At 46.3% G+C, this 18,971-nt stretch carries 8 protein-coding genes; all 8 read right to left on the bottom strand.

What is annotated here, in order from left to right:
- Positions 1–289: 289 nt before the first annotated feature.
- Positions 290–2,935, bottom strand: coding sequence for a carbohydrate binding domain-containing protein (locus tag H5T88_01595; protein ID MBC7329032.1), 2,646 nt, complete (start codon positions 2,933–2,935; stop codon positions 290–292).
- A gap of 611 nt (positions 2,936–3,546) precedes the next feature.
- On the bottom strand, positions 3,547–5,196 hold the full coding sequence (locus H5T88_01590) for a tetratricopeptide repeat protein (protein MBC7329031.1): 1,650 nt from the start codon (positions 5,194–5,196) through the stop codon (positions 3,547–3,549).
- Between the two features lie 9 nt (positions 5,197–5,205).
- Entirely contained in the window at positions 5,206–7,008 is a 1,803-nt protein-coding gene (locus H5T88_01585) for a hypothetical protein (protein MBC7329030.1), read from the bottom strand.
- A complete protein-coding gene (locus tag H5T88_01580; GenBank protein MBC7329029.1) occupies positions 7,005–8,990 on the bottom strand; it encodes a hypothetical protein in 1,986 nt (661 codons plus the stop codon). Before H5T88_01580 ends, H5T88_01585 begins: the two co-directional genes overlap by 4 nt.
- Before the next feature lie 19 nt (positions 8,991–9,009).
- Complete coding sequence (locus H5T88_01575; protein ID MBC7329028.1) at positions 9,010–17,292, bottom strand: fibronectin type III domain-containing protein; 8,283 nt, start codon at positions 17,290–17,292, stop codon at positions 9,010–9,012.
- A 140-nt stretch (positions 17,293–17,432) separates the two neighbouring features.
- Positions 17,433–17,933: a hypothetical protein gene (locus tag H5T88_01570; protein MBC7329027.1), complete on the bottom strand. Its 501-nt coding sequence runs from the start codon at positions 17,931–17,933 to the stop codon at positions 17,433–17,435.
- 316 nt (positions 17,934–18,249) lie between these two features.
- Positions 18,250–18,432 (bottom strand): hypothetical protein, encoded by a 183-nt coding sequence (locus tag H5T88_01565; GenBank protein ID MBC7329026.1) that lies wholly within the window; start codon positions 18,430–18,432, stop codon positions 18,250–18,252.
- Positions 18,429–18,938 (bottom strand): hypothetical protein, encoded by a 510-nt coding sequence (locus H5T88_01560; GenBank protein MBC7329025.1) that lies wholly within the window; start codon positions 18,936–18,938, stop codon positions 18,429–18,431. Before H5T88_01560 ends, H5T88_01565 begins: the two co-directional genes overlap by 4 nt.
- Between the last annotated feature and the right edge of the window lie 33 nt (positions 18,939–18,971).

Raw genomic sequence — 18,971 nt, 5'->3', positions numbered from 1 at the left:
TTCCCACAAAAGGGCGAGGTCGCGTCGTTCCTAGCGACCTCGCCCTTTCTGTCATTGCTGGCATGGACAAAGGTTTTTGAAAAGTAAGGGTGGATTTAAAATAACGAAAAACAAAATGTCTCATATAAAAATCTATTTCCAAAGACGCGAGTCCGACAAAGAGGAGGACCTGACAATTTCATGCCTTGGCCATGATTAAATACGAGATTGCGAGGGGCGAAGCGACAAAGTAATCTCAAAAGAGTGTGGGGGCTCCCCAGGGGAGCCCCCACACTTAGAAATAGAAAAACTATTTCACCGCTACCTCATACCACAATGTCTGCCAGCGCTCCCCTATCTCTATTACCGCATTTCCCCTTTCGTCTTTCCCAACCTCAATCCTCTCCTTCCTATTCCCCCTCTCATCCAAAGCCCAAGCCTCCACCCTCTGCGCTGGATAGGGAAGGGTTATCCTTGCAGGTATCCCCTCTACAAGTGAGGGCGGCTTGCCCCAATTCCTCCCACAGCTTGATTTCTCGGGATTCTTCCACCCCATATCCGTGTTCTCCGCATAGCCCGTCGCAGTTATGAGCAAATCCGCCGTCCCTTTCCCACCGATTTCCCCTTTCATCGCAGTAATCGTTATCGCGCACCAACCGTTTTGCAGGCTCTCTCGGGATTCAATAACGACATTGCCAAGCTCTATCCTCTTCCCACCTGCATATCCTATCACCGCCTTGCTCCTTGGAGTATTAACCGTCACCAAACCCCTATTAGCCTCGCTCAAATCCCAAACGAGCTCTCCCGTATCGGAAACAAAGCGATTGCCCTCTATCTTAAGTTTATCGGGGGAAAGCGCTCCAGCGGGAATCTTCTTCCCACCCGTGGCTATCGCCACTCTATGGAGAAGCATAGCCTCCCTTGGCACGCCCACGAATCCCGCATCTACCAAAGCCCAAGCCCAGCTTCTCTTCAATACCTCTATTTCCTTTTTCTTATCTATCTCGACAACGACGAGTTTATTAGCCGGCTTCACATCGCCGCGCACAAACATAGCAACGCTGGGGATCAGGGTTACCATCTTCGTGGGATGCTGGTCTATGTCAAAGAAATTGGGTATCATCCTTCTATCCCAATCATCCCTCCTATGGCAATAGGAGAAGGCGTAGATGGCGTCCCAATCCTGTAGACCAGCATAGGCGGAAAGTAGAAGGAAACTCTCGCTTGAATAGGTATTGGGGGCTGGATGGTTATATTCGGTTACGCTATGGGGCTTCCCCAAAACTCGTTTCAAAGCCAAGCCGGGAAGCGTTCCACCCCTTTCATTCACCATCGTGCGGTTGGGGACGAGCCAATCCTCAGGGTCCCATGGTCTGGAAGGGAAAATGGGATGTTGCCAATAGCTGTGCGTATCAACGCAATCCAATCTCGCCATCATGTTGGGAGTACTGCAGCCAACTATCGTCCCGATGATTATGGCTTTGACGCCGAGTTCGTTTTTGAGGTATTTATACATAGTCTGCCAATAGTTATCCTCTTTCTCCCAAAGGAAGTTAAGCCAGTCGTTTTGCGCCTCAGGTGTCCTTTCACCGAATCGGGAGCGGAGGAAAATGGGAACGCTTCCATCCTCTATCTTCTCGTTTTCCCTCAAACCAACAACGCCTCCTGGACGGAGGGAGATGCCGGCGAGCCAGAAAGTGGCACCCTCCTGAGATAAACTCGTGAAGCAAAGACGGGCATTTTCGTCTCCCTGCCTCAATTGGAATGTGAAGGTGAACTGCTTCCAATTTTCATCAAGACCCAAGGAAACGGAGAATCCGAGATTCTCCCAAGGTTCGTGAGCTTGGGAAACGACGAGGGTTATCTCTCTTTTTCTATCCGCTTTAGCCCAAAAGCTCACCGTATACGGTCTATTAGCCTCAACTTTTAGATTGGGCTGATGAAACTGCACATACCATCGGACATCGCTTCCCTTCTCAACTTTTATGCTGAGGGACTTGCCGGAAAAGGAAGGAGGAACTTCATTTGTAATCTCTGGAATCGCTCTTGTTCCTCCGTGTTGTTCCAAGACCCAATTCTCCAGCCCTTGGGAGAAATTGCTGTTCTTAAGAATTTCCTTTCCCAAAGGCTCCTCCTTGACCTTCCAAGCTTTCTTCAAGCTAGCGGTTGTCCTGTATTTCTTCTTCAGATAATCGTTCCATTGGCGCTGGAGGTCCTGAAGGAAAACAGCGGGAAGCCTATCAATTCCACCTCCCAGCCAAGTATGAATTAAGCCGTTCTCGTTCTGTATCTCTACGAATGCCACGCAGGGCTCCTCAGCATAGGTTGTTTGGGTGTAGGGATTCCTATGGGTTAAAAGCTCCCTAGCATATTCCTTTTGGAGATTGAGAAGTGGTTCATAGAAGAAGCCAACGCTATGGCGAAGCTTCCAATCTAGCGTCTCAATTTCCTTTGGAAGCCCATCGGCGGAGTTGAAGGGGCGGGAGACGAGAAGATTGAGGTTTACATATATTCCGTTCTTCTTGAGCTGATAGATGAGGTAATCAAGGCGGTCAAGGGATTCAGGGTCTAAGCCACGAGTATCGGCTCTACCTCGGGCGCGGATGCCATCAGGGAAGGTTCTGCTGTCCATGTGATGGAAGCGGACGATGTTTATCCCAAATTTAGCCATTCTGGCAGCGATTTTCTCCGCATCTTCTTTTTGGGGAAAAGCGCCGCCGAAGCAGAGATTGACCCCGAAGAAGCGCATCCTCTCGTTTCCCGCATATAGGTGCCCATCGGCTTTTACCTTGATATGCCCATATTTGCCAGCTGGTTTGTGGTGCCAATCGCTGATGTTGGTGAAGCTGGGGGAGGAATCATCCCAGGGTAGAACAAAGGGGAAAAGGACGTTTTGCTTCGCGCAGGAAGGGACGAGGAAGCTGCCCAACAGAAGACCAGATAGAAGAAATCTCACTTTACATCGCCTCCTCAAGGATTTTTAACGATATTAATTTTACAGAATAAAAATAGGTTTGTGAATATAGATTAATCTCTTGATAACCGTACTCGTGGATGGGAGCTTCTTATCTTCCATAAAGGGAATAAATAACAATTGAACACTCATAGCCGCGAGCATCAGCGAAGCAATCTTTTCGCAAGGTCTTTATGAGATTGCCACGCCTCCCTCACGGGAGGCTCGCATCTATGGGTACAGGTTTTAGCGACAATTCCTTCCGTAGCGGGGTAAGAACCCCACTTTCATTGCGAGCCTTCTGCGAAGCAGAAGGCGTAGCAACCTCGTATTTAATAATAGAGAAGGCATGAAATTGTCAGGTCCTCCTTTGTCGGACTCGCGCCTTTGGAAATAGATTTTTATATGAGACATTTTGTTTTTCGTTATTTTAAATCCACCCTACTTTTCAAAAACCTTTACCCATGCCAGCAATGACAGTCATTTGTTTGGGGACCTGGACCTCTCTGTCATTGCGAGCAGTAGCGAAGCAATCTCGTATTTCTGGTTTCTTTCTATAAGAGATTGCAACACCTTCCTGCTCTGAAGAAGACTCGCAATGAAAATCAGGCTTTCTATAACTTCCCTTCCTCCTTCATCTTCTTTACCTCTTCTATTTTCCTCCTCACTTCCTCCGCTTCCTTTTCCCTCCCCACTTTCAGCAAAAGCTTTTCAAATCTATTCAAGAAAAGGAGATTATATCTATAAGAGGGGAATTTAGCTTTCCTCTCCCATTCCTCCACAAGGACACCGATTTTCCCAGTTTTTTCATACATCCTTACCATTCCTTCAAAAGCTTCCTCGTCATCCTCTTTGAGCTCTACTGCCAATTTATAAGCTCGTCCTGCTTCTTCCCATTTCCCCATTGCTTCCAAAGCCTTCCCCATACCCAAATGAGCCCTCTCCACTCTTGGGTTCCTCTGGAGAATCTTCCTCCAAACCTCCAAAGCCTTACCCCATTCTCCCTTGCTCTCCAAAATCAAACCCGTATATTCAAGTAGTATCCTGCTTCGGGGATACCTCTTTAGCAAGTTCTGCAGTTCCCTCTCCGCTCTCTCACTGCTTTTCTCACCCTCTGGGAAAAGATACACATCTAAAGATAAACGTAGGGTCTTCTCTATATTCTCTATCTCCTCTGCTAATTCAAGTGAACCCCTTAAGCTCTCCAAGCTCGTCTCCTCTCCAATCCGAACGAGAAGAGATTTTTCCGCTTCCTCCAATGCCCTTACTCCTTTATTTACCGCCTGTTTCAAAAGCGTCTCTCTTTCCCGGCTGTCTTTTTCCGCCATAGCTAACTTGAAGTAAGGAAGTGGATGTTCTATTGATAAATCTCTCGCTTTTTTAAAGTTTTTTAAGGCGGAATCCTCATCGCCTTTCTTTTCCAAAAGCTCTCCCAACCAGAGATAAAATTGAGGGATGTTCTTCAGCGATTCCACAGCCCTATTATATAAGGCTATCGCCTCCTCTAATTTTCCTTCCTTTTCGTAGATTCGTCCCATTCTGCGATATATGAAAATATTCTTGGGGTCAATTTGGAGAATTTTTTCGTATTCAGCTATTGCCTCCCTCCACCTTCCTTCATCCTCATATGTCTTCGCTATGCTTGATAGAATGTCTAAATCCTTGGGATAATGTTCAGCAAGCTTCAGATAAACTTGTCTCGCCTTATCTAATTTAAGCTGAGAATAGTAAAGCCTAGCGAGAATCAGACCCGTTTCTTTATCCTTTGGATAATTCTTGTGGATTTCCTCCAAAGTCGCTATGACCTTCTCTTCGTTTCCTTCCTTCTGATAAATCTGGGCAAGGATGAGGAGGAGATTCCTATCCGGTTTTGCCGTTTTCAATCCCTCCTCCACCACCCTCTTGGCTTCCTCAAGGTTTCCCAGCTTGAAGAGAGATAGAGCCAAGTTTTGCCTTGCTTGTAAAGAAGATGGGTCAAGTTTCAGGGCTTTTGCGAAGTATTCTCCTGCTGAGGCGAACTCGCTTCCCTCATATTTCTTCACCCCAACCTGAAAGTAGCAGAGGAAAAGTGCTTGCTTCAGCTTTACATCTGAAGGAGATTTTTTGAGAGCATCTTCTAAAATAGATATTGCCTTTTCATATTCGCCTTTGCGGATATAATCCTCAGCGGATGGGGAAGTTTTCCCTCCCGCTCCGAGAAGCGTAAAAGGGATTAAAAGTGATAATATTAGAAAAGGATAGAAGCGGAAAGCTGATGTTTTCATAATCTGAAGCTAAAAGCCGTAAAGGATTTCAAGGAAGATATTGGAGGTATCGTAGGGAGTTGCGGGATAGAAGCATTCCCTGTTCTTGAATAGCCTGAGGGAAACCTTATAATCCTTTCCTTTTTGCTGGACGAGGGCGAAGGATATGTTGAAGAGGTCCTCATCGGTATCAATGTAAGATATAAAGCTCTCCAAACGAGTATCCCCTTTTTTATTAGCAAGCGATAGGTTAAGGGAATGCTTTTTGGCATCTCTGCTCAAAGTCCTTCCCACTTGCCTTGTCTCAGCGCTCGTTAAAGCGAATGTATATTTAATCCTCGTTCGGGGGGAAGAAGAGGGAAAGCTGATTGTTAAAGCGGTCTCCGTAACATCAGCTCCTTGTGTTCCATAACTGGAGGTAGATGATGTCCTCTTAAGCGAGAGGGGCATATCCTTGCCGTTAGCTTTTGCCGTCCATTCCACACCTCCCCTATAGTTATCCACGGAATTTGAGGGCAATCCTCGGGTTGATGTCTCATTTGTGTTGTATTGAAGATAGTAGCGGGAGTTAGCAGAGGCGCGATAATTCCAAGTGATATTATAATTTTTTATATCCGTTGTCCTGCCCACTGGACCAGCGCTATCCTGCTTACCCACGGTAAATATCCCCATTATGTTGATTTTTGTGCCTAAATTAATTGGCACATTTAATTGAAACTGGTCATTTTCCGAGACAGTCCTTCCCGTCCTGTCCTTGACGCTTAATAGCTGATAGAGAAGATTTGCGGCTCCTAACCTGAAATAACCGCGAGGAGCCCCCGTTAAGCTAAGCCTGCTGTAAATTCTTCTCGTCTCGCTCTGTCCACTCGTCTTATAAATGTTATAGGATGTCTCCCAAGCGAGAGGGGGTAAAAGTTGGTAGGAGATTGTGTAATCTAATATATTTGTGCTCGTGCTAACGCTTCTCCCAGCGGATGTGTAGCTGTTCTTCAGAGAATCATAGCTTAATTTCAGCTTCCATTTCTCTCCCATTGGGATTGTGAGACCGGCGCTATATTTCTTATTGGAGGAGGAAACCAGGGGTTGAGCCCTTCCACCTCGCGAATCAGAATCTCTGCTCTCCAATCCCAAGAAGAGCTGAACATTGCTTTTGAGATTCTGTGTTATCTTGAGGGAAAGGTTTTTCACAGAGGAATGAGCTCCCGTGACGGGAAGGGTGTTCTCTACATTGCTCCATACGAGCCTTGTCTCGCTTTTCTCCCCCTTTTTAATTATTGATAGCTTCCTTTCCTTTGCTTCCGTTCTCTGCTGTAATGTTCCAGCGCTCCTATTTTCGTTAGTTGTTTGGGAAAGATTGACAATAAATGAATATTCACCCTCTCTCCTCATAAAATTTAGCTTCGTGTCCCTTAACTGAGCGAGATTATATATCCTCGCAACTATATTTCCCGTATCCGAGAGGTTGTGGGACAAGCTGAATTCACTATTCTTCCCCTTCCATTCTCCCTTCAGGATGATATTCTTTATGTCTCCAGTCGTCATAAACTGCCTATTGAATTGAAGAGCGCCGCTCATCTTTTCCTGCTCCTTCTGTCCATTAACGCTATATACAACTTTCCCTATTACACTGTCTTTGCTTTCCCCTCTTGAGTCCTTAACGGTTTGATAGGCTATGCTTGCCTCACCAATTTGGTTTATCTTCCATTCAGGGGCTTTCTTGGGGGGAGCTGGCGGGGCAGGCGGAGCTGGCTCCATATATAATACCTCCGCTTTCGCAGCGCAAAATGCGAGCGAGCTGACAAAAAGAAGGACAAAGAGAAATGTTAGCCTCATTTTCCCTCCTTTTTAGGTTTTATCGGCTGGGGAGGAATGCTCTCGTTCTGGGATGTATCTATTGCGGTCACTTTATAATAATGAGTAGCTTTTCCTTCCCCATCCAGGAAAGATAAATCTTTTATCGGCTGCTGGTTAAGCTTCTTAAAGACACCACTGGGATAATCCGCCCGATAGACATTGTAGCCTAACAGGTCATCCGCTTTTACTGCTTCCCAAATAATCACCACACCTCTATCAGTGAGAACTACTTTTATGTTTTGGGGCGTTGGCGGTCTCTCTACATCCGAGGGGATTACCTCTATCGGTTTGGTTTTCTCGCTCTCGTTTCCCCTTAAATCAAATGCGCTCATTTGATAGAGATATTTCTTTCCCTTTTCCGCCTTATCATCAATAAACACAAATACATCCTTACCAACTTCCCCTATCATCACTGGCTCCTTCCCCTCCTCCGCTCTGTATATCCGATATCCCTTTACATCCCTTGACAGGCTCGTTTGCCAACTTACCCTGACCTTCCCATCCTCAGTTGTACGAGCGGAGAAGGAAACGGGGAGCGAGGGTGGTTCATCGTCGGGAATCTCAACTTTTATGAGGGAGGGTTTGCTCTCGTTATAGGAGTTGTCAATAGCGGAAACCCCCAATATATAGGATTCACCGGGCACCAATCCTTCCTTTCTAAATCCCTCGTCAAGATATTCAAGAGTTTCCTTTGGGAGGGGATTGGGGGTTATGCTCAAGATGTCCTTTTCCGTTGCCCCTCTATAAACATAATAACCCTTCAGGTCCTTATCTGGTGGCGCCTCCCATTTGAGGAGGACTTTATGCTCCTTCACCTCTGCTTGAAGATTTTTGGGAGGTTGGGGAGGAGTTGTATCCCGCGCCGTCCCGGATATCGCGTTGCTTCTTTTGCTTTCATTTCCTGCCTTATCAACAGCGGATACCCTATAAAAATAAAGCTTTCCCGATTCAACATCCTCATCGGTATAGAAGGGGGAATCGGGGTCAATCAGCTCTTTATTCAATTTAGTGTAATCGCCGTTAATTGAAGTAGCCTTGAATATATTATATCCAGCTATATCCAATTCAAAATTTAAGCTCCATTTAATGTTGATCTTCCCTTCGTCGCCAGCTGTCTCCAATCCACTTGGTATCGCTGGAGGGGTCTTATCAACGGGCTTAGCAGAAACGGTATTGGAGGGGACGCTTTCCGCCCCTATCATATCAACACTCGTGATGTAATACTCATAAGTGTAGCCGTTATCTACATCCAAATCCCTATAGGACAAAGTTCCCTCCCAGCGGAGAAGGGGAACGGGGGTTATCTTGTAGAACTTGTTGTCCTTTTCCCCTTTGGAGTAAATATTGAAACCCACAACTATGTCATTTCCCCCCTTATAGGGTGGATACTCCCAAGTGAGGAAAACCTCCCCATCCTTAGCTTCAGCCTTTAAGTTCTTGGGAGGTTGAGAGGGAGGCGTATGAGGAGAGACGATTATGGTTTGTTCAGCTGAGGTGAACTCCTTTTCGCTGAGGTCTATGAGGGCGACTTTATAGGTATATTTAGCTCCCTCTTTAACTTTATCGTCAATATATATCCTCCCCAAAACGGTTGCCACTTTTCTGCTGATGAGGGAGAGAGGGATGCCGTTTTCCGGCTGGCGCAGTTTGAAAAGGCACTCCGTTTCACTATCAGCTCTTAGCGCGTTGGCGACCCACTCATATTCCTCGCCGAGCAAATCCCTCATATAAAATGGGTCTAATGTTCCTGTTATGGGGACATCGTTTAATTTCTGGTACTCGCCTGTTCCTTCCTTTCTATAAAGATTGAAGCCCATAAAAGTTCTCGGCGTCTGCCCCAGGATAATATAAACCTTATTTTTATCTGGAAGCGCAAAGAAGAGGGGAGCTTTGATTTCCTGTGCCCAGATATTGACGATGAAAAGAAGTGGAACGAGAATTTTTCCTATTTTAGTTTTCATACCCAAAATCACCTCTTTCTTATCTTCCTGAAGGTGCCTGTATTATTGTCCCGGTCTCAACGGGTTGAATTTGAGTTGTTGGAGAATATGGGAGACTAACAGTTGAAACAGTTTCCAATCCTGCTCCATTAATTGCTTTCACGGAGTAGAACAATGTTCCATAGGGAAGTGAATCGGGAAGGATGAATTCATGCTGTCTTCCCACTGAGGTCCAGGGAACCACATCATCCGCCCCGGCGCTTCTACCCACTGCACACTTGTATTCAACGATTCCCGATTCCCTATCTCTTGCTTGTGTCCATATTATTCTCAGCGGACGGAGAGTCTCCTCAGGAATTGTTGAAGGATGTACAGTTAATGGAGGAAGTTCCCTTAGAACTGCTACACCGGGTGAAGTAGGCGGTGTGGAATCGTCCAATTGGCAGGTTACACTTACAACCCTCTCCTCCCCAGCAACACCGGCGCCATTAATTGACCTAACCCTAAGGTAATAAGTCACGCCGCTTCGGGCGGGAAATTCAACTATTGAGATGGATGTTGTTGTTCTTTCTACCTGGGGCAAAGTCTCTGCTGTTGTTGAGGGGATGGGCAAATCCGTCCAGTTGAGGATTTCCGTATTATCGGGAGCTGTTCCTATCGCATAGCGATGCCCTGAGATTCCCGATTCCCTATCATTATAGATATCCCATTCCCAGCTGAGGCGAAGCACAAATGGCTTTTCCTCAGCCTGTTGAAGAATTTGGGGAGCTGTCGTTCCTTGAAGCTGGAGGGCACTTCCCTCGATGATTGTCTGGATTACAGAATTCCTTAAACCGCTTATACCACTCCCCTCCATTTGCACGCCTCCACTCACAGGCAAAGCCATTATCTTATCCCTTGGACTTAAGGTGGAATTTGAAGAGGATGTTGTGGGATATCCGAAGAGGTTTTCAATTCTGATGGTTGCGCTATAGGGTGGGTCAGGAGGTGTTAGGTCGACTTTAACGGGCATTGATTCTCCCACTTCGCTCCACAATCCAGCCCCATTTTTCGCCCTCACCAAAAGCTTGTAGCTCGTGTTATGCTCTAAGGACAACCCCCTTATATTCATCTCAGTCATCCCCATTGCCGATGTCCAGGGGATTACATCAAAGAAAGTTTGAATGATACCGCCAAATTCCGATTCCCCTTCTATATGTGCCTTACTACCGGCAACCCTATTAGTGGTTCTTACACCTCCAACTGTCTCTCCAACTATGAGGGGCAGAGGTTCAGATTTATCGGCATAAACCCGAGAGGTGGAATTGGGAAGAGAGCTTGTTCTACCTGCTAATCTAACGATCTTGTATTGATATTCTTGTATCCCTGATTCTGGGTCAGCAGAGCGCCATCTTCCCCACATCTCTCCCGAGCTCGCCGTGAACGGTCCCTTTACTTCAACATACGGCTTAGTTGGTGGAGTGCCGTCGCTTGTATTAAGACTGTTCCTCATACCAGCGTGTTGGGGTTGTAAGTCTATGAGAATTGTTCCTCTTCTTTCTATCGTGTAGCCTCCGGCTCCTCTCGCCCGCAGGTAAACTTCATAGGTCTCTCTTTGGGTATATAGTGCCCACGAGAACAAAGGCAGTGATATAGAGGTAGCTTTGCCCACCGAATACCGAGCAAGACTTGTCGGTGGAGAAGGAACGCCATAAACCCAGGTCAAAGCAGGGTCAAAAGCTGGGTATTTTATAGCCCAGCTATATTCAACAACTCCGCTCCTTTCAGGATATCTATTATCTCTGTAAGGATGGTTCGCACTCCAGGATAGGTTCAGGTCTACATATCCTCTATCGCTGGTAATAGCTTCACCAGTAAAGGAAACTATCTCTGGAACGACGAGATACAAGGCTACTTCCTCTTTCTTTAGTGTGAAATATAGTCGTTTCGTCATAAAGCCCATTACATTCTCGCTTACTAAGACCGAACCACCCGCGGGAAGCGGCCTCGGTCCCACAACAGGCCCACCCATTTCCTCTATTTGTCTTATTCCCTGTCCTTCTCTCAAAATTCCTTCTAGCCTTTCAATTGACTGGTAATTTCGTAATTGCATTCCCGGTAGGTCGGGTGAAGTACCCTCTATTGATGTTATGCGGATAAATTCTCCATCGCAGAGAGCCAATTGGTCATAAAGGTCGTAAAGTATCTCGTATAGCCTGGCCTTTCTTCTATAGATATTATCCAAGGAATCCGTGTAATTCTTCCAGGGAAGACAGAAAGTGTTGATGATGTTTTTGAAACTGTTCTCAGCCTCAAGCAATTTAGAGTTGTAGGAACGCATAACGAAATCTTCCAACCCTGCCATAGGCACCCTATACCAAAGCTCCAACCCCGAGTCCCTCCAGACTTCCCTCCATCTTTCTATAGGGTCGGAATCCGACAAAATTGGATTATAAGACCCTTCCTCCCCTCTCGTTTTACCCAGCAGGCGATTTATATTATCTATGCGCTGGTTGGTCCATTGTTTTAAGGAAGCATCGCCAAGGGGAAGTACATTTGTTCTTTGGGCGAGGTTGGAAAAAGAGGAAGAAAGTGCGGCTTCCGTGGTAGTGCTATTTAGGGTATTAAGTCTCCTCCAGCAACTCTCAAAGTTATCTTTTAGATAATTAAGGTAAGTTCTATAATGATGGTTTATTTTTTGAAATCTCCGGTAGTAATCACCGGCGAGAGGTGCAACAGCTGGGTCCTCCCAGTGGAGGAGACCATCCAATCTCTGGATGTTCTCCTCAAATTGACCGACCAACTGGAGGAGCCTTTGCTCGTAGGCGGCTGATTGTTCCTTAACCTCTTGTAAAGCATTCGCCTGCTGGTCAGCTTTAGTCCAGTCCATATTGAAGCCCACCCTTATGGTCCTGGTTGAACCATCGCTCGCCGTTATAGTTTGCTCGTTGTAACCCAGGAACGGAGTTCCCATCTCCCCCAATTCCCTTATGCTTGGAAGTTCCGCCTCAAGAAGAGCAGAATATTGGTTTATCTTTTCAACCACTGCGTTGTATTTCTCAATCATCTGCTGATTCATCTGGTCTATCTCGTTTTGGCTATTCAATAACTCAGTTCTTCTATTGGCTAAACTTTGTGCCTCCGTGCCATCAATCACATTTTCCCAGATACTTCTTATAGTTGATATTGTCGCGGTTGCTGATGACTCCCCTGAATAATAGTCCCACCAGCTCATTTCGGAAGTGTAGACCTCGTTAACAATTCTGGCTTTTTCCACATCCGGCTGTATCACTGTGCTACCCGCTATCCTTCTCTGCTCCGCCGATAATTGGTCGAAAGCCCTCTTCGCTTCATCCATCTCCTGCTTTACCCTGTTCTTCTCCTCCTCCATCTCATCCGCCATATGTCTCGCTTCATCTATCAGCTCGTCATAGCGGGAGTTCCTTCCCGTTCCACCATCTAATCCGTCTTCGGTGCTCAGTGCTAACCAAACACTGCCATCAAATACTGTTACCCAGCATATTTCGATCTTCAACCCTCCAACAGTGTAGATGATGAAGGCTGGCGAGGTATGGATAAGCGCTCCCTCAAGGGATACCTTTGCACCTATCAGTCCGCCAAGTACATCGCCCCAAGCTTTTCCCTTAGCGTAGGCGCCCCAGGAAGAGGGAGGCGACCTCTTATACCAGAACATCGTCTCAAGCTCAAATCCTCCACTCACGATATAAAGGTCAATCCCTGCTCCCACCTTCCCATCAAACATAAAACCGGGATTACCAACGAAAAGCTCAGCTGTGACATCTATTATTCTTATCACCTTCAAATTGGCATTCCCCATTATACCCCAAGCATCGCTACTATATACATAAAAGTCAAGATGCCCTTTTCCTGTTATGATATCCACCGCGTTAACTTCTATGTCAATTGAGCCCTCCGCGTAGAAGGGGCTCCAGCCAACCCCAAGATAAACCACCCCCTTAGCGAGGTTCGCGCTTGGCAGGACATCAACCTCTGCATCCAGGTTGAAGTAGTTCTCCGTTAGGGATATGAGAGCTTTACCCTTCACCAAGTCATCGGAGGCGATAACCGCCCCTGCATAGAGAAGAACGGCGAATTTACCGGGATTATCCGCACCTCCTGGTCTCCTTGATTGTATCCTCTCGTCCATCTCGGGTCTGTTGAATCCACACATATGTCTCACTGTTTCCAAATCCTCGGCAACGGGGTTGTAGAAGAATCCGCCTCCTACATCAGTTAAGGTTACAGGGCCTATCTGAATCGTTAACCCTCCAACAGCTCCGAATAGACCAAATGTCATATCTCCTATATCTGCTCCCCATCCCAGTTTCCCAACTATTATTATCTCCTGACCGCTGGGTATAGTCGCCTTTCCCGCCACCCTCAACATAGGGTTATGATAATCGTAATCGCTTAGAAGCGAAATACCAGCTATGCTAACATCTGCGTGTCTTATGGAGACCTTGGTATTTCCCTCAGTTGTTGTATAAATTAGGAACTGTTCTACACTCCCATGAAACCAACTTCCTTCTCTCCCGAGGTCTATTGTGGCATTTTCAAACTTAAAGTATCTTTTTACCTGGATTGTTTGGTCTCCGCTCTGCGAGAAATTCCTTCCGCTTCCCTCGCCAGTGGTCGTGTCAAAATTGAGGGTTATCTCTCTTGGCTCAGGACCACCCCAGAAATCCAAATTATCAACGCCTATATGAACGACATTCACGATATCAAAGCGTCCACCGCCTCCTAACCTCCAATCAACATTCCCATCCAAGTCTATATTCAACCCTAAGTCTATCCCACCCTCTATCATTGAGAAATCAACCCCAATTGAGCCATTTATACTTATTACGAACGGATAAACCTGAAAAGCCAGCTCATTCAGCCTGAGGAGGATTTTATCATCGCAGAAGGAATACCTCAATCCTCTAACCACTGTAATCATTGGGGCATTCCATTCCACCCCTCCGTCCATTAATATCCTCACGCCAGGTGTGAACTCACCACTCGCATTTACATCTCCCACCTGCACTCTCCTGCGATTCTCGTCCTCAACCCAGTTTCCGCTATCGTCCTTAAATTTAGAAAGATAAAGGTCAAGCGCAAACTCTATGCTGCTTTGGTCCTTTACGAACTCTCCGTTCTCCCACTTGAGATTTATCCCGATATAGGTAGGGTCAAGTACATAGTCTATTTTCGGTATGCGGTATTCGGTGGGGTCGACGGAGGATGTCCTTGAATTCGCGAAATCATAATTTAGATGGTGTCCTGGACCACTGCTCCCCAACTCGTTCAACAATGCTATCTTCCCCACTATGTTCCCTCCCTTGCTGAACTTGAATTCAACAGTCTCCGGCAATGCAGGTATCTTTTGGAGCAAATCTTTCACACCGTCCGGAAGATTTTCCTTATGGAACCTGCAAGAAGCCTTGATGAACCAGGTCTCGGTTTCCTTTGCAAATTGGAGACGATTTAGTTCAAGATAGTTGTTCCCCGGTATGAAGCCGAACGGGTCGGTTATATTGAATGTGCCTGCGATGGTGAAATCATCAGTGCTTCTATTATAGGCAAACTTGAAGTTGCTGTAATCGGCTATCTTGTGAGGAGAACCTCCCCGCATATTGACCGAAAGGTCGCCTGAAATGGAAATGTAATAGCCAGAACTATCCTTCCCCACGGAGATTGAGGGAGCACTTCCTATGTCCTTTATTGAGAAAATAAAGCCGAATACATTCCACTCGTGGTTAGTATGGAAATCCTTCCCCACGATTCCGTCCTTATTCAAATGAAGGTCGTTTATCTGGTAGAGGTCTTGGTCCAGGTAAGGTATATGTAGCATACCACTGAGGGAGAGGAAGTCGGGTCTCGTCGGGCTTCCCTCAGGATAGTTGTATTCAACCTTTCTTATCGCAAGACAATCCTTCCACTTCTTGAACAACGGTTCCGCTGTCTCGTCAACTTCTTTTATAACCCTACCCGAGCGAATCTCTGAATTCTTGGGGTCACTATCATTATAAGCTATCTTCAAATTCTCTATATTAACATCTTCTACTTGCTGGTTATCCAGGGAGATGATTGTAAGCTTCGCCGTCCCATTGAGGGTATAACGATTTGTGTTACCCTCCCTTTCGGTCGAGGAGAAGTGGAAATCAGATAGCTTAGCAGCATCAGCGATTAGGATTAGCTCGCTTAAGCTGAAAGCGGGAATCTCCGCCTCTCTACTGACTTCGTAGTTCGCCTCAGCGCTCAAAGCGGTTGGGTCAACTATCTCAACTCTTATCGTGTGTCTCCCAACATCGCTTTCAGCAGTAGGAAGAGGGTCGCTATCAAATTCGTTCTCCCCTGTCTCCCTTATTCTGACGCCAAAGCTTCTCCATCTGTTTCCATCAAGATAGATTACTCCCCTCACATCCCCAGGCACCGTTCCTGAAGCATCCAGCAAAATCTTTCCCCTAACCTCTTGCCCAATTGCAAAGGGGCTTCTGGCGGTGAATTGTATTCTTAAGTTGCTAACCGTAAAGACTTCGGGCGCTCCCGAGCGAACTTCAACACTTATTGTTGCTGAACCACTTACAGCGTTCCCGCTATCATCGTTTCCGCTGAATGTAGCTACGAGATTGAATGTGCCGGTTGTTCTGCCGGCAAGAACCCTCGTGCGAGTTGCATCATCAATAGTGATGTCTCTTGTTATGTCAACCCTTGCCCCAGCTTCTATCCTCTGGGAAATTACCTCCGGTATCTCCTCCGATGTCCCATCGCTGTATTCACGCCTATAAGTCAGGGTCGTGAGATTTACTCCCTGTGGACCGGTCGCCGTCACCCCAAATGTTACGCTTTTGCTATTTTCTCCTGCGCTGTAAGAAAGAGCAGAAGGAGTGGCAACAACAGTTAGGGAAACAGCACCGATGTTGATAGCTGTTTGAGTGTCGGGAGTAGAAGGCCAATCCTCTACATTGCCAGCGCTGTCCCTTGCCCTACAGCGGAAATAGTATGTATGACCGTTCTCTCCTGTAAATGTAGCCGATGTAGCGGTAGTCTCCATCTGCCAGTCAGTCCAAGCCCCAGTATCTCCGTCCCTATACTGAACATCATAGTTGAGGATGCCCGCTGGTGAATCCGTTCCCGTCCAAGAAACCGTGAAGGAGAGTGATGGGGTAGTTGATGGCAAAGGATTAACTTGAGATGATGGCGGTTGTGTATCAACTGTTACGCCATCCGAGGAAGTTGAACCACCTGCGATATGGTTAGCATCGTAAGCTCTTACTAAGAAGTAGTAAGTGGTTCCGTGGGTGAGCGATAAGCCCGTCCTTGTGGTAGAGGTCACACCGCTCACATCTGTCCAGTTGAGGATATCGGTTGTGGTGGGAGAAGTCCCTATTGCAACCTCATAGCCATACGCTTCGCTCACGGATGCCCAATTCGCTGATAGCTGGTCGGTAGAGTTGGTGAAATCAATATCCAGAGGAGTTAGTCCGTCATTGACATAGTCTGGAGCGGGAGGACCTGCTACCTGGATAGTCGTAAAGGTATCATAGGAAGGCTCTACAGGCCAATCCTCTACATTGCCAGCGCTGTCCCTTGCCCTACAGCGGAAATAGTATGTATGACCGTTCTCTCCTGTAAATGTAGCCGATGTAGCGGTAGTCTCCATCTGCCAGTCAGTCCAAGCCCCAGTATCTCCATCCCTATACTGAACATCATAGTTGAGGATGCCAGAGGGACCGCCCACTTGGGCCACAGCCGCGTCTGCTTTGTTAACCACCTCTACAGTTGGGACTATGATTACCCCTCCGTCATCCGTGCCGCTCCAGGTAACTGTAAAGGATAGCGAATCGGTAATTTGAGGGAGTTGCTCTACTTGTGATGAAGGTGGTTTAGTATCCACTGTAATTCCGTCCGAGGTCGCGACTTCCCCTTTATCCACGCTCCGCCAACCCCGAACGGAGAAGTAATAGGTCGTTCCGTGATTTAATGTTGGTGTAGAGAGAGTGGTGGAAGTTACATTTCCCACATTTGTCCAATCCACTACATCAGTTGCACCTGGTGATGTTCCGATGGCGCATTCGTAACCATCCACATAGTAATCTGCTTTAGATTCAGTAATAGGTGCCCAGTTGGCTGAAAGGCTGGTGGTTGAATTGGTGAAGTCTAAATCGGGAGGGGTTAGACCATCATAGACATAAGCTGGCGCAGGGATAGGAGCAGCCTGCCCCCAGCAGTTGACAACGAAGAAGAGGGGGAGAAAGAAAAAGAGCAAATAGACATACTTACTATTCCCTCGTTTTTCTTTCGTCCTGCTTGCAATATTTCCGTTTGCCTCTTTTCTCATCTTTTCTTTCCTCCTCATCTCCAGAGCCGTAACGAACCCCCAGACCGCAGGACCGCTACTTCTCTATAAATTAATAAACAACTAAATTATAAAACAAGTTTGCTATTTTGTCTACACCATTTTTAAACTTTTTTAATTTTTTATTCAACGAATTTGTGAATATATATAATCTTCAGTTTCCCCAAATCTAAATTGGCGCCTGGAAGGATGTCAATTCGCAAGCCGTAGTCGGGATTGGGATTTTTTCGTGGAGGGACTTTGAAAACGATTTCCTTTTCCACACTTCCGGTTGAAGGTCCCCCTTTTAGGGGGTCATATAAATAGTAAAAATCAGCGTTATTAATAAATTCGACACTTGTTATCAACTTTTCCCAATAATAGGTCCTCACTTCAAATTGAAATGCCACTTCTCGGTTTGCCTTCTCCTCCTTCACCTGGAAGGAGCATTTAAGCTTTGCCTCTTCGCCAGGCTTCAAATAAGTGGGAAGCTGTGTCCATTTTAAATCCGCGGTGACTTGGAAAACGATGTTTTTATCATCATAGAACCCCTTTGAATCAGGAGAAGCGGTTGATAATATTTCCTTATAGGTGCAGGTCCCATCGCTTACCGTAGCTTGGGAGATACCATATAACAAGTCCATTAATCTCCCATTTATTACCCTCCTTTTTCCATATAGCTTGTTAGTTATCTTTGTAGAATTTGCAATTCTCTAAAGCCCTCGGGCAGAACCTCACTATATACCATTATCTGAACCAATTTCCAAACATTTTTGGTTGGCGTAGTTTGTTGTTGAGGGTTTAGTTTGTTCTCCAAATTTTTATTTCCTCTTTGATTTTCTGTGCAAGCAGAGCTGCTTTTCGTGCAAGTATTGGGATATTCCCAAGTGAGATTGGGCGATAAAGCTTTATCCTTTACATTACTCGCTATGCCTTCCTCCATAGGCACTTTTTGCTCGGCTATTTGCTGGTGTAGCTGGGATACTCCTTTAATTTCGCCAACCTCTCTTGATTTGAGGGCTCGTTTTTGAGGTCTTCGTATTCTTTCTCTAAGTGGTTATACCATCTGGTAATCGCTTTATCCGTGGCTTGCCAAGCCGGGTCTTCGTATTTTGGTTCCCATTTAGGATTATCCTGGTTCATGTGTATGTATTCGTGAAGACTATAAGCGCCCGACCCACAAGGCCCAAGGGTATACGAAAAGGCTCCTTATCCCATAATCTCTTCAGACTCGGGAGTTGGTTTGCCATACTTATATTAAGCGTTATTACATTTACGCCTTTCCAGTTTCTCCCCTTCTCCGCATTGACATCGCCAAGGTCTTTGAATACCGCTCTTTTTGTTTGCGTGTAATCTGTTATGAGTCGCTTAGCTAAGTCCTTCTCGCCCATCCTCTCAAATGTCCTCGCTAAAAGGGAGATAGCCAAATCCTCATCGGAAGTCATTAAAGCGATGGGGCGCTTTCCCGGCGAGCTATTCGTCGCTTGGGTTGTATTAGTCGCCTGGGTTTTGTTAGTCGCTTGGGTTTTCTTCGTCGCCTGGGCTTTTGGGGTTGATTTCTTCGCCGCCCCATAGAGGGAACTTGCACAGAACGAACTGAACAGCAAGACCCCTAAAGTCAAAGCACAAGTTCTCATAAAAACACGCATTCTCTATAGCCTCCTTCCCAATCCCCAACCCTC

Source organism: bacterium, assembly GCA_014360495.1.
Lineage (GTDB): Bacteria > Armatimonadota > JACIXR01 > JACIXR01 > JACIXR01 > JACIXR01.
Note: the sequence above shows the minus strand (reverse complement) of the source record. Positions and strands in the feature narration are given on the sequence as shown.

Coding starts and splice junctions, on each gene's coding strand:
- H5T88_01565 (MBC7329026.1), bottom strand. CDS start 18,432: ATGAACCAGGATAATCCTAAATGGGAACCAAAATACGAAGACCCGGCT.
- H5T88_01585 (MBC7329030.1), bottom strand. CDS start 7,008: ATGAGGCTAACATTTCTCTTTGTCCTTCTTTTTGTCAGCTCGCTCGCA.
- H5T88_01575 (MBC7329028.1), bottom strand. CDS start 17,292: ATGAGAAAAGAGGCAAACGGAAATATTGCAAGCAGGACGAAAGAAAAA.
- H5T88_01590 (MBC7329031.1), bottom strand. CDS start 5,196: ATGAAAACATCAGCTTTCCGCTTCTATCCTTTTCTAATATTATCACTT.
- H5T88_01560 (MBC7329025.1), bottom strand. CDS start 18,938: ATGCGTGTTTTTATGAGAACTTGTGCTTTGACTTTAGGGGTCTTGCTG.
- H5T88_01570 (MBC7329027.1), bottom strand. CDS start 17,933: ATGGACTTGTTATATGGTATCTCCCAAGCTACGGTAAGCGATGGGACC.
- H5T88_01580 (MBC7329029.1), bottom strand. CDS start 8,990: ATGAAAACTAAAATAGGAAAAATTCTCGTTCCACTTCTTTTCATCGTC.